Genomic DNA, 13,126 nt, shown 5'->3' with positions numbered 1-13,126 from the left:
GGCGATCTTTCGAGTTCCCCCGGTGACAATCCGTCCTAGTTATCCGTTTTTGCCCCTGTCTCGTTTGACTGTTTTATGAAGATCATTCTGGCCGCCCCCCGAGGTTTCTGTGCGGGCGTACACATGGCGATCGACTCGCTCGCCCTCACGCTGCAAAAGTTCGGGCCGCCGGTTTATGTTTACCATGAAATCGTTCACAACCAGCATGTGGTAAACGAATTTCAAGGCAAAGGGGCCGTGTTCGTCAACGCGGTCGCAGACGTGCCTAGGGGGAGTGTGCTGATGTTTTCAGCCCACGGCGTTTCGCCCGAAATTCGTCAGGAGGCGAAAGAACGCGAACTGTTCGCGATCGACGCCACGTGTCCGCTGGTCACGAAGGTACACCTGGAGGCGATCAAGTACGCCAAAGCCGGATACACGATTATTTTGATCGGACACGAAGGGCATGACGAGGTACTCGGAACGATGGGCGAGGCCCCCGAGGCAATCGTCCTGGTCGAAGACGAAGCCGATGTTGATGCGTTGCAGTTTCCTGAGGGAACGCGTTTGGCCTACCTCACGCAAACGACGCTGAGTGTTGATGATGCCAACCGTGTGATCTCGCGACTTCGCAGCCGTTTTCCGGAAATCGAGAGCCCGCCGAAAGACGATATCTGTTACGCCACGCAAAACCGCCAAGAGGCCGTTCGCAATCTCAGCGACGATGCCGACGTCGTCGTTGTGCTGGGAAGCCAGAACAGTAGCAACAGTCAACGGTTGCGAGAACTTGCCGCTGAAAAAGGCCAGCGTGCCTTCTTGATTGACGGGCCTCAGGATCTCACCGAAGACCAGTTCAACGCCGACGACACCGTCCTGATCACAGCGGGAGCGAGTGCCCCCGAGTCGGTCGTGCAGTCCGCGATCGAGTGGTTGCGAACGACGTTTGACGCCACGGTTGAAACTCGGGAAATTCGCAAGGAAGACGTTCGTTTCCCATTGCCCAAACCGCTCCGTGCGTACGCGAAAGAAGTCAACGCGGGCTAGATTCGACTCGCTATCTCGGTGGATTGTCGTTTCATCCGAGATGCAAAATCCCTCGTCTAGTCGACCAGGGTGCGTACCCGGTACGTTGCATGAGATTTCCGACGGGGTAGCGATCCCGTCAACTTTCCGCCTCGTTCCCGCATCTCGAGAGTTTTGACATGGTTGAGCCGCTGCCACTTCCGTCACCAAAAATGACCGCCTCCGAAGCATTGCCAAAAGAACCAGGCGTGCTGGTGGTCTTGGCCACACAGAAAGGGTCTGAAGACGGGGCAACCGTTGCGGTTTGCAGTGCGAAAGTTCGCGAGGCACTCGACAGCAATGTCCTTCAAACGATCGACCGTTTGATCGGTTCGGGCGAGATCAGCGGAGCGGCCGGTGAAATCGTTTGCGTTGCGACATCACACGATCATGCGCCATTGCTAGTGGTGGCTTCGCTCGGCACACCCGATCGACTCAATCGTGGTGGCGTTGTGGACGTCGCGGCGAGCGTGGTGCGAAAACTCTCGGACAAGGCGCGATCCCAAATCACGTTCCTCGTGGGGGATGAGATCCCGGCGACCGAACACGATGCTCTCGTCGTCGGCGCCATGACCGCGTGCGAAGGGCAGCATCTTTATCAGAGCCAACCTTCGACCTACGTTCCCGCTGCGTTCACGTTTGTCGGGATTTCGTCGGATGCCGCCGAGAGCGGCCAGAAGATCGGATCGTCGATCAATCACGCTCGACGGTTGGTTAACGAACCCCCGACCATCATGAACCCGACCGAGTTCGCCAACCGGGCGTCGGAGATGGCCAAAGCGGAAGGTTTGGAGTGTGAGATTTGGGACGAAAAACGTCTCGACGCTGAAGGTTGCCGTGCGATCTTGGCTGTCGGACGGGCGTCGACGAGTCCGCCACGGTTGGTCATCCTAAAACACAACGGCGGTGGTTCAGAGCCGCCGATCGCGATCGTTGGCAAAGGGGTCACGTTCGATAGTGGCGGGTTGTCGATCAAACCGAGTGAAGGAATGGTCGACATGAAGTGTGACATGGCCGGTGCGGCAACAGTCGTCGGCGTGATGCGTGCGATCGCCCAGCTCGGTATCAAACGCAACGTGATCGGGCTCTGCGGTCTCGCGGAGAATATGGTTAGCGGCGATTCTTACAAACTCGGCGACGTCATTGAGACCCGTTCGGGTAAGACGATTGAAATCCTCAACACCGACGCTGAAGGACGTGTGGTTCTAGCGGACACGCTCGACGTGGCGGTGGAGCATGGGCCTTCCGCGATCGTTGATCTGGCTACCTTGACGGGCGCTTGCATGGTGGCGCTGGGTAACGACGTGGCCGGCCTGATGACGAACAATCAAGATTTGTGCGATCAAGTTGTTTCCGCCGCCAAGACCGAAAGTGAACCGGTTTGGCAATTGCCGATGTTCCCGCTCTACAACGACAAGGTGAAGAGCAAGGTCGCCGATATCAAGAATGTCGGCGAAGGTCGCTGGGGCGGCGCGATCACGGCAGCGAAGTTTCTCGAACACTTCGTCAAAGAAACACCCTGGCTGCACATCGATATCGCGGGACCGGCGTTTGTCGATTCGGCGAAACCTTCGCGCGATGCGGGAGCAACCGGCGTGATGGTGCGATCGCTCGTGCGATGGATCTCGCAAAACGCGTGATGTCTCGCGGGCGCCAAAACGACTCAAACACAAAAACACCACCGACGCCCTCGAGGCGGATGCGAGCTGCGGCAATAAGTTTCGCACACGGCCGTTTTCGGGCCCCCTAGAAAAGTGGTGCTCACTAGTCTTAATTGCGATTAATGAGCATTTGCAGCGTGGATCCGCTCAAAATGCAGCTCTTTTTTGCAATTCGATTCGACCTGATCGGGGAAGTGACCGATATTCAATCGTGGGCACAGAGGATGGAGAGATCGAACTCGCTATAAGATTTCTCGTGGGGTAATCCTCAGAATTCTAGTAGTGTTCGGATGGTCGGCACCTGGGGGCACAGGGTCGATCATCCGGACATGCCTAGAATTTCATCTCCCGGCGACACGCATCTCGCAATCGACAACACGCTATCGAGCGGCGAGACTTTCTCTCTGCGGTCGTTCTGAATCCAGCGCATGATTGTTGCCGATGCAGCGTATCTATTGCCGCCGGCGGCGGGCATTCAGTACTGAATCTCGGTGACGCCGCGGGCGCCTGAAGGTAGTTTGCCTGTTACCGTGATCTCGTCGAGTCGATAACGACCCGGCACCCATCGTTGGTTGCTCTTGGTTGCGAATGCCGCTTGCCGAACCACCAATTCTTCACCGACGGCGAGTGGTTTGTCTTGATACAAAAAGTATTGCCCGTTGAGATTGACGGTAACGTTGGGGATCTCGAAGTCCGCTTCGTTCTCGATCACGATGACGTCTTCGAGCAACCGTTTGGTTCCGTCCTGAGTCGGTAACGGTCGTCGATCGATGATCACGCTGACGGGCAGTTTATGCTCGCTCGCTTTTCCAAAGATGACGGCATAGGCACTCAGTGTGATCAGCGGGAAAAGACAAACTGCCGCGAGGGCGAGAAATAACCCACGCGTCGACAATTGCGTGACCGGGGCGATCGAACGGGGGCCATCGAAGACGGCGTCCGAATCAGGAGCGGAATCGGTAGTCGTCTTTTCCGCGGAGGTAGGCATTTCGTGTGGTTCAGAGGGCGTTGGATCAGGTGATGCGTTCATGTCGTCATGATAGCAAGCGGTCATCCTTTTCCGCACCCGCCGGCGGGTCCGCCCAGTCCCAATCGCCGGTCGTTTGGATTTCGACCTCGTCTTGCCGAGCGACCGGGGCGACCATGATTAAGGGAAGAGGGTTCCCGGGATCGGTGAATCGTCGCGACGAGTCGAGCGATTCATCGCGTGCTACGGTTTCGGAAAACCGTTTGGCGTTATCGCGTCCCATAACAAACAGTCCGGTCGCCAACGCGTCGGCATCGATTGCCCGCCGGGTGACCACGCTGAGCGAGAGTAGATCGCCGGCGGGTTGACCAGTACGTGGGTCGATGACGTGCCCGTAACGCTTTCCGCGATGATGGAAAAACTGCTTTCCGCTGCCGCTGGTCGCGAGTGCCGCGTCACGCAACCAAATCCCCGCGAGTCTCCGGTTCGGCTTAGTCGGATGCGCGATGCCGACCTTCCAACCCCGAGGCGGCTGATCGTCGATTTCGCCGTCGGTTGCACTTTCGGGTTGCCCGTCGGCAGTGACCGAGAGAGCGTCGTTTTCATCGATCGTTTGAGCGAATTGATCGCCGCGGGCCAACACGCTACTTTGTCCGGCGTGAATCAAAAAGTCTTTGACGCCTGCCGAGAGCAACCGATCGGCGACTCGGTCGATCGCGTCACCTTTCCCGATCCCTCCCAAATTGATTCGCATGGAAGCAGTCAATAACTCCACGGTCGTGTTCGTGGCGTCAAGCTTCAGTTTAGAGCAGCCGACGAGTTTTAACGCCTCATCGATTTCATCAAAGGTGGGTTTTCGTCCTTGCCGCGTCGTGAACCCCCACGCGTCAATCAACGGGCCGGCCGTGATGTCGAAGGCGCCCTCCATTGCCGCGTTCAGTTCGACGGCGTGACGCAATACATCAAACGTTTCGCGTGAGACCGTGACGGGACCTTGCCCGGCCGACTGATTGATTGCCGAAATTTCACTACGTGCGTCATAGACGGTCAAACGTCGTTCGACTGCGTCAATCGATTCGAGTGCATCGAGGGCAATGTCGACCACCGATCGGCGACCAATTCGTTGATGTTCGTCGCGCACGAGCACGACGAATTCGCATGCCATCGCCCGGTGAGACAGTTCGAGTAAGTTCATCTTCAACGTTGTAACACGTTAAGATTCGTTGACGAGGAGGTGCACGATCCGGCACGCGTGACCGCGGCTTAACGAATTCTTTTCGTTCGTGGTCTCAATCGTAATTTTGTGCGATCCCAGAGCGAGTTCGTTTTCGAGAATGACGACCCACGGAATGTGCAGCCCGCGACTCCACTTCGTGAACAAGTCACGTGTCTTCGCCGGCCCATTATCGATCCGGTACGAAATCACTCCGGCGTCTGGACCTGCGGTGATAAACAGCCCAACGGCGCGGCCATCGAATTCCAATGTGAATGACGCTCCGGGTTCGGTCGCGACGAGCATCGGCACGTCCACAAATCCCTCGCGAACCGAACCTCCAATATCGTCGCTCCGCGGATCGCAACTTTCGATAACACTGAATCCGTTTGCATCCTTGATCGATTCGAAGTCGACATATTTTCCATGGTCGTAACTATACCCGTCGATGACGTCAGGCATCGGGTGTTCGGAGAGAAGTGAGTTGGGTGGCAGCGGCGAGGTCCATGCTGTGCTGAGCATGCGACGAATGGTCGATGCGTAGACGGCGTGCCCATACGGCGACGGATGCAGGTTGACGAAATCATGTTCCCAATCGAATTGCCCTGCATCGATTCGATCAGTCACTTCTTTCGCGAGGTGGATTGTCGAGACCCCGTAGTGTTCTGCGACGGCCTCGTGCTGCGTGATCGTTTCGGGAACTTCACCGTTTCGATAGCTCGTCATGTGACGTGGTTCGACGAAGTGCAGCACGACGGTGTCCATGTTGGGATTCGATCGCCTCGCATGTCGGAGGATGCCCTCCATCCCTCGAGTCATCTCGACGGGGGTCCGCATGTTGTGCAAATCATTCACGGCGGCTTCTTCGAACAGCAGGTCGACCTTCCCGTGGCTCAACACGTCATTCGCGAAACGAAAAGCTCCCGGTGTGGATCCCGTTGAGGGAATCGCGGCGTCAACAAAGTCAAACTCGGTTTCCGGAAAGCGTTTTTGAAGGTACTCGCAAACGAGGTCACGCCATCCACTCATTTTGGTGATCGATCCGCCGAGGAAGGCGACACGTCCGCGTTTCTCGTTCTCAAACACCGTTCGGCAATTGTCGAGCGAACCACGTATTGCGAAGTAGTCTTCCGTCCCCGGTAGAGACGCGGTGTGCCGTTCGATGAAGTCGGCAACTCGCACGGGATCAGGATGCGTGAAGTGATGGCCGCCTGATTTTTCGGTGCCTTCCTCGACGGTCATGATGTCAATGGTTCCGCCGAGTTTGCGATAGCGTTCGGCGAGCACAAACGTGTTTTCGGTCGGCGGCACGATAACGTCGTTAAGGGAAACGATGTGCAGAATCGGGATTTGCGCTTCCGCGATTGGTGCCAGACGATCGATCGGGTTGCCACTGAACTGAGACGCCGTTTCCTCTGACAATCCGTACTCTTTGAGACAGGCTTTCCACGTCTTCGCGTCCCCACGCCCGCTGCCTTTTCCGCCGGGCCAACTACGGATATCGCCGACGGGGGTGTCGCAGTAGATGCACGTTACTCGTTGCGGCCAACGTGACGCGAATCCGTAGACGAACAAGCCACCACGACTGACGCCTTCGAGAGCGACTTTCGGATGGAGGTCGTGTTCGATAATGAAATGATAGAACGCGTTCCAATGCTTCATCGCCCGGTCACTGCCCAGCATCCCACCGGTATTGATGTGGGCAATGTGGTAGCCGCGATCCAACAAAATTTGGTCTGCCCCGGCATGGAAGCTGGGAAAGCGAGCACGCCAAACCCAAGGCTTCCCAGGAGCTGCGACTTTCGGTTCGACGACGAACGCGGTCAGTCCGTCGAATTCAAAATCGTAACGATCAAACCCGTTCCAATTTGACTTAACACCCGGCCATGTTTGCGAAACACTCGTGTTCGATTGTTCGGACGTCGATTCTGCGAAAGTTGCCTTCGTATCGAGCGACGTGTATCCCAGGGTGATGGCGAACAATACCGGCAGGAGGAAACGCATGTAACAAATCACTTTGGCACTGGTAGTACGATCGCATCGTTTTCGTTGAACATCGCTTTGCCGGCACGGCCATTGATGCGGTATTCAATACGGAGTTGCTTGGGGGATCCGGGCGCCGGGTCACCACCAAAGTTCGAATTATAGTTCGGATTGTCCAGCAGGATGATAGGCAGTTTGCCAACTTGTTTTTGAAGACGTGCAGTCACATCCACGTTTTCGTCGGTCGCACCGTACGTCGCCCGTGTAATCTCGACGTCCATTTCTTCGAGGTCCAGCTTGGCGAGCAATCGCTCGACGGCGGGCGAGTTTTCGAGTTTCTGGGCAATTTCGAGAGCGATCGCCTGAGCCTCGTTTTTGAGCGATTCGCTTTCACTGAAACCGACTGCAATTTTCAACATCGCAACGCTCGGATAACGGCTCGCTGCATCAAGGATCAGACGTTTCTCTTCATCGCGACTGGAAATCGGGAGTGCGGCAACCGCCATTTCGTTGCGTTGATTTTGCGGCATCCGGAATTGACGAACGATTCGCAGGTACCCTCGCACGGCGCGAATCCGATACGGATGATTAGCTTGTTCGGAGATCCGCATTAACACGTCGGCGGCGTCGACCGTCATCCAACCACCGAGCAATCGGGTCGCTGCGTTTTGTAGATTGCGGTCCTTGCTCATTGCGGCTTTCTCGATTGCGGCTAACGCGCCCGGGCCTCCCATGGCCGCAAAGGTTTCCACAATCGCGAGCTGGGCATCAGAGTCTGATCGAGTCATTGCCTCTTCGAGTTGTTGCACGCATTCAGGGTCATCGCTCAATCGGACGCAGGCGGCACGGAGGGCTTTGAGGGCAGCGTCGTGAGTCGATTTGGATTTTGCGTCTGACTGAAGTGCTCGGTCGATCAAGATGGAAATTTCCTCGATTGTGGCGACATCACCGAGGGCCTTTAAAGCGGCGACGCCGATCGAAGGGTCTTGATTATCAACAGCTTCGACCAATGTCTCGATGGCGGGAATTCGCCGCGCACCGATCGCCCCGATCCAGGCTTTCAATGCATCGTCTCCCGAGTCGCTGGCGCGGGCGGCGATTTCGGCATCGACCTCTTCGTCGCCGACAATCGCCAGCGCGGCACGTCCGGCTGTCGCGACGACGTCGTTGCTGTCAGTGGCCGCCGCGATTAAGGCGTCCAAGCAGGATGCATCGCCGATTCTCGCGACGACTCCGATTGCCGCCGTTTTGACATCGATATCCGAATCCGAATTCGCGGGCTGTTGGATCGTTGCTAACATCGCATCGAGCATGGAGGCCTCACCGCGTTCACCCAAGGCGATGACGAACAGTGCGGCTTGGGATTTCGGCACACGAGAACGTGCGGCAAGCAACGCCTCCGACACTCCCTCGCCAGTAAGTTCTCGGGCGGCCGTCAACGCGATATAGCGGATGCGTTTGTTGTCGGACTTGAGGCTCTCAACGAGAAGATCCACGCCTTCCGGTCCACGCGAGAGAATCGCACCCCGGGTGGCTTCTACCTTTCGCGGGTTAGGCAGATCGGTTTGCAACACGAGGTCGTAAAGTTCGGTGGCTTCGGTCGAGGAATCACTGCCCGAAGTCATGGCTTTTTCGGCGCATCGGATCAATCCTTCGGCGACTGCTGACCGCACGCTGGTCCGGGTATCGGCGAGCGATTCTTTGAGGGCTGCGATCGCATCGGCGTTGCCGATTTTCCCCAAGGACATCGCAGCAGCCTTGGCTACCAGTTCGTCCTCGGTGGCGACTTTTTCTTTCAGTGGTTCGACCGCGTTCGAGACACGTTTAACGCCGAGCGATTGAATGACCCCGACTAAGGGAAGGCCATCGGTCGTCGACAATGCGTCGAGCAAAGATGAATCTGTGGAAGGATCGTCGATCGCTTCCAACGCTATCCGTGCCCAAGAATTTAACTCGGGATCCGGCAGCAATGAGGCAACCGATTCAACACATTCAGCAGAGCCAAAGACGGCGAGTTGTTTGCAAGTGATCGCTTTTTCTGACTTCGGTGTGGTATCCGAAGTGAGGATCGCGATCATTTCTGCTTCGGTCGGGATCTCGTCGCCAAACGCTGCACCGGAGTGAAACGCCAGGGAGACAGCCAGCAAGTATTTGATGATGGGGCGGGCAAACATGGGGGGGACTTTTGTGAGGAAGATTTTGGAGGGGCTTAGATTTGCCATGGTTCGCGGAAGGCTTCGCTCCGCAAACGATTGGCTTCGGCATCATCGATGAACTCGTAGGTTGCCGGATCGAGTTGGACATCGCGTCCGAGATACGCGGCCACGTTTGCCGCGTGGCATGTGATGTGGGCGTAGCATGCCGCTTCCGCATTGGCCCGTGGTTGACTGCGAGTTTTCACGCTGTCGAGGAAGTCACGAACATGGAACGTTGCCGGATATCCGCCGATCTCTTCGACCTCTCGGCCGGCTAGGAGTTCAGGTGAACTGAGTACGAACTTTCCGCTGTCGCCCGTTTCAATCCAACCGGTTTCGCCCTCGAAGCGGACCGGGCACGACCCAAGTGGCAGCCACCCGTCGTCACGAATAACGAGTTCGACGCCACTGGGGTATTCGGCAACGATGCGTCCGTCTTTGGGGGCGTGGTACGTTACCGCTGCGGTGGAGTCGGCGCCGGCGGCCCATTGGCAAAGATCAACACAGTGCGAACCCCACTCAAGCACGCCACCGCCGGTTAGCCCGCCGCCTTTCTCGAAATTGAAGCCGTCGAGCCAGCTTTTGTTGTAGGGGCGATAGGCGGCCGGGCCGAGATACATGTTCCAATCGACTTCTTCGATCGGGGGCAGTTCTTGCTCGGGCAGCCAACCGCTCATCTTTGTCTTCATCCCCGCGGGTTGGGCATGCACGGTGTGCAGTTTTCCCAATCGCCCGGTTCTCGCCAGCATGCACGCGAACTCAAAATGGGGCAAGTTTCGACGCTGCGTTCCCGCTTGAAAGATCACGCCGGTGCGCCGCATCGTTTCGGCCAACTGCAAACTCTGCTCGATGTTTTTGGTGCAGGGTTTCTCGCAGTAAATGTCCTTCCCCGCGCGGGCAGCATGGCAGGCCGCCGTCGCGTGCCAGTTCGGACCCGTCGCGATCAATACCGAATCGATGTCTTCGCGAGCGAGAACGTCACGGAAGTCGCGATAGGTGTCGCAGTCGCTGTTGTTGTGATGGGCATCAACGCGTCCCTTGATCGCGGTCCGCTGCGTTTCTTTGATGTCGGCAACGGCAACAAATTGAACATCGGGTTGTTCGAGGAAACATCCCAGATCGTAGGTGCCCCGTCGGCCGATGCCGATGCCGCCGACTGTAATCCGGTCGCTCGGAGCGACGGCTCCTCCCAAACCGAGTGTTGATGCTGAGACATATCGAGGGATGGCGATGGAACTCGCCGCCAATCCGGCGGAGAGCGATCGGCTGAGGAACCCTCGGCGATTCGGAGAACTGGTCGAAGACATCGTTGGTCGCGACTTCATGGCAGGGAATCCTTTGAGGCGCAAGATTGAAATTCAGCATTGCTGGTCGGAAGTAGTCTATACGATCGATTCGGGTGGCGGACACAACTCGATGCACGAATGTGCCTATTTGCCGCAGCCCTACTGGAATTGTGATCAGTACCACTGCATCGCGTAATTCTGGAATTCCGAGATGGCGAGCTCCCGAAACTGGGGGTCACGCATGTGTTTTTTCCACTTGGATTGCTGCGAAGCGAGTCGTTGGTACAGACACGTTTTACTGTATTGGTAGCGGTGCCAGTGCCAGGGCGTGTCCCGCGAGTACGATTCGATCGCGAGTTGCCGTTCCGCCAGCAACGCCCGCACGCCCTCTCGAATGAGTTTGTCGGGATGATCCACTAAGTCCAACAGTGGAAACACGCCTTCGTCATCAATCGGCTTTACCGCGATCATGACCGATGGTTTTAAATATCCATCGGCGACTCGCGACGCGTTGTAACGGTGTGCCAAATAATCAACGGGAAACACACAGTACAAAACGACTGTGACGGACAGTGCTAACAATTGCGACTGTATCAACCATGTGAATGAGCGGCGTTGCAGGATTTTAAAGATGACAAGAATAAAACCGACCAACACCAACGTGATTCCGAAAAATCCGACGGTCCGTAGACGAGTCATGCCGTTGTATCCGACATAGATCAATAGCCGATTGTAGACCGCGACCGCGAGCAACAGATTCATCGCTGACCAAATCCAGGCGAGTGTTTTTAGGCGATCGACACGAGGGTCGCGAAACATGTCGGCATGAAAAATGAGCGACAACGTTAACGTCGCAAGGGCTAAAGCCACCGTTAACCACGCCGCACCTTCATGGGCGTAGCCGGCATAGTAAAACCCTTCAGGGAATTCTCGCCCCCAGAGCGTTTTGAATTCGAAGACGAGATAAACGACGAAAAGAGCGATCAACGCAAACAGAGTGTTGCGAAACGGTTGGTACCACGTCGTCGCTATTTCGTCCTGTTCATTCTCAACCGTCGGGCTGTCTAGCTCTCCGACACGAAACAAGCGGGTGATTAATTCGTCGGCGCCCGTTACGAGCGGTCGAAGTACGCCCGCCCCGACGAACAATGCTAGGATGCAAAAGGGGAGTTCCCAGAACGAAACACACGCGAAAAAGTCGAATACTCGGCCTGACAGTTTGCTGAACCAATCAGACACCTGACTGACCAAATCCGGATTCGCCATGACGAAGATTCCGCCGAACAACAGGACCGCAGCGAAAGGAATCAACACCGCCAACCATTTGCCGGGTTGACCCGATGTTGCGTTAGCGATTGGGAGTCGTTGCAGTTGACGCAGTCGATCGGCACCGAAGAACGGTGAGAAAAAGATGAGCGTCAACGTCCGAGAAAGTGTCGGTAACCATCCCGATAGCGAGAGTGCCAACGACGCGAGAACAAAACCCGCGGCGAGCGACGTTGCTGCCGATCCGGCCCATCCTAAACGGAGGATTGCGATCACGAGAATAGCTCCAGCGATCCAAGTTGCCACGGATCGAAGTCCGTCGGGAGCGGACGCCTCGTCGCCGGACGCATTGTTGGCATCACGACGAAGCAAGTACAGGGTGACGAGCATCGCGATCGCGAACACGAAAAAGACGGCAACCGCGAGATAGCCCTGAGCTCGAAAGATGAAGAGATCCGCGACGAGAGTCCAAACGGCGAGCGTCAGCATCTCCGCCAGCATCGTTCGTGTTTTTCCATCCGCGACCGCACTGTCCGAAGACGCATCCAACGCCGCCGTTTGGTCTGACGATGCCGCCTCACCAAGGTTTGACTCGGACGAATCGGTCACTTCATCGGCGTCTTCAGACATCTTCGTTCACCACCTATGAGACGAAACGCGAGTTAACGGCACCGTTGTATTCTAAACCAAACATGATCCGCCCATGTTGATTCGACGTCACCATTGCGTTTCGTCGAAATAAACTCGCGGTCGGATCGTTCACCACTTTCTGTTCGATCGTCTATTCCCAAACCGTGATGTCATCGATCGCCAATGAATCGCCTTTCATGACGATACGATAGTTCGGTTTGTCGGTATCCAGTTTTGCGTGTTGGGCCTCAACGATCGCCCCATTGTCGCACTGCGCAACCACCCGATCGCCCTGCATTTCTACTTGCAGTGTGTACCACTGGCCGGCCGCGAATTTGGCTTTGGTGGTACCCAGCACGACCGCTTTGGATGTCGGGTCCTTTTTGTCTTTGTCCAAACTGACACGCATTGCTGACGGACTAACGCCGACTCGATACAGGTGTCCGCCTTTATGATTGAGGCTGAGGTTGAATCCCTTGGTCGTTCCGTCGAATTTGAACGACAACCGTATCGCGGAGTTGCGATTCGACTTTTGCACATTCAGGACAGCGGCATGTTTGTCGGCGGCCAGTTCGTTTGCGATGAGCGAACCATCGGCGATTTTCCATTCGCCTTTCACGCCGCGGAAGAGTGTGGGCAACGTGCCTTCGAAGGATTCTTGAAGCACGGCATCGCTCGCGTGGCCAAGTTTGAAATCTAGCGACGCGTTCTTCTCGGCGATGGCCGACGATGAAAGTCCAACCAAGGATACTAGAAGAGTTGAGCAAATAATTTGCGGGAGACGGTTCATCAGTCAATTCTCGGTCGTGGGGAAATGAGCGACTCTGGGACGTACCAGAACATCTCATTGTAGCCAACGCCGAACGCCGCGTTTGCATCGATTG

The 13,126-nt window shown here is 56.3% G+C and carries 9 protein-coding genes; 2 read left to right on the top strand and 7 right to left on the bottom strand.

Going from position 1 to position 13,126, the window contains the following annotated elements; translation table 11 throughout:
* Positions 1-75 precede the first annotated feature (75 nt).
* Together ispH and FHS27_RS20415 are read left to right on the top strand one after the other, a co-directional pair.
* On the top strand, positions 76-1,023 hold the full coding sequence (gene ispH / locus FHS27_RS20420; protein WP_184306697.1) for a 4-hydroxy-3-methylbut-2-enyl diphosphate reductase: 948 nt from the start codon (positions 76-78) through the stop codon (positions 1,021-1,023).
* A 158-nt stretch (positions 1,024-1,181) separates the two neighbouring features.
* Positions 1,182-2,681 (top strand): leucyl aminopeptidase, encoded by a 1,500-nt coding sequence (locus FHS27_RS20415; RefSeq protein ID WP_184306696.1) that lies wholly within the window; start codon positions 1,182-1,184, stop codon positions 2,679-2,681.
* A 496-nt stretch (positions 2,682-3,177) separates the two neighbouring features.
* On the opposite strand, the gene FHS27_RS20410 is transcribed toward FHS27_RS20415, so the two are convergent.
* The 7 genes from FHS27_RS20410 to FHS27_RS20380 form a co-directional block, all read right to left on the bottom strand.
* A complete protein-coding gene (locus tag FHS27_RS20410) occupies positions 3,178-3,690 on the bottom strand; it encodes a hypothetical protein (protein ID WP_184306767.1) in 513 nt (170 codons plus the stop codon).
* A 46-nt stretch (positions 3,691-3,736) separates the two neighbouring features.
* A complete protein-coding gene (locus FHS27_RS20405; protein WP_184306695.1) occupies positions 3,737-4,864 on the bottom strand; it encodes an FAD:protein FMN transferase in 1,128 nt (375 codons plus the stop codon).
* 18 nt (positions 4,865-4,882) lie between these two features.
* Complete coding sequence (locus FHS27_RS20400) at positions 4,883-6,886, bottom strand: SGNH/GDSL hydrolase family protein (RefSeq protein ID WP_221225258.1); 2,004 nt, start codon at positions 6,884-6,886, stop codon at positions 4,883-4,885.
* An 8-nt stretch (positions 6,887-6,894) separates the two neighbouring features.
* Positions 6,895-9,039, bottom strand: coding sequence for a HEAT repeat domain-containing protein (locus FHS27_RS20395; RefSeq protein WP_184306693.1), 2,145 nt, complete (start codon positions 9,037-9,039; stop codon positions 6,895-6,897).
* A 35-nt stretch (positions 9,040-9,074) separates the two neighbouring features.
* Positions 9,075-10,385: a Gfo/Idh/MocA family protein gene (locus tag FHS27_RS20390; RefSeq protein WP_246420362.1), complete on the bottom strand. Its 1,311-nt coding sequence runs from the start codon at positions 10,383-10,385 to the stop codon at positions 9,075-9,077.
* A gap of 135 nt (positions 10,386-10,520) precedes the next feature.
* Positions 10,521-12,242: a DUF4153 domain-containing protein gene (locus FHS27_RS20385; RefSeq protein WP_184306692.1), complete on the bottom strand. Its 1,722-nt coding sequence runs from the start codon at positions 12,240-12,242 to the stop codon at positions 10,521-10,523.
* A gap of 151 nt (positions 12,243-12,393) precedes the next feature.
* A complete protein-coding gene (locus FHS27_RS20380; protein ID WP_184306691.1) occupies positions 12,394-13,032 on the bottom strand; it encodes a family 16 glycoside hydrolase in 639 nt (212 codons plus the stop codon).
* Between the last annotated feature and the right edge of the window lie 94 nt (positions 13,033-13,126).

This window comes from Aporhodopirellula rubra, assembly GCF_014192335.1.
Taxonomy (GTDB): domain Bacteria; phylum Planctomycetota; class Planctomycetia; order Pirellulales; family Pirellulaceae; genus Rhodopirellula; species Rhodopirellula rubra.
Note: the sequence above shows the minus strand (reverse complement) of the source record. Positions and strands in the feature narration are given on the sequence as shown.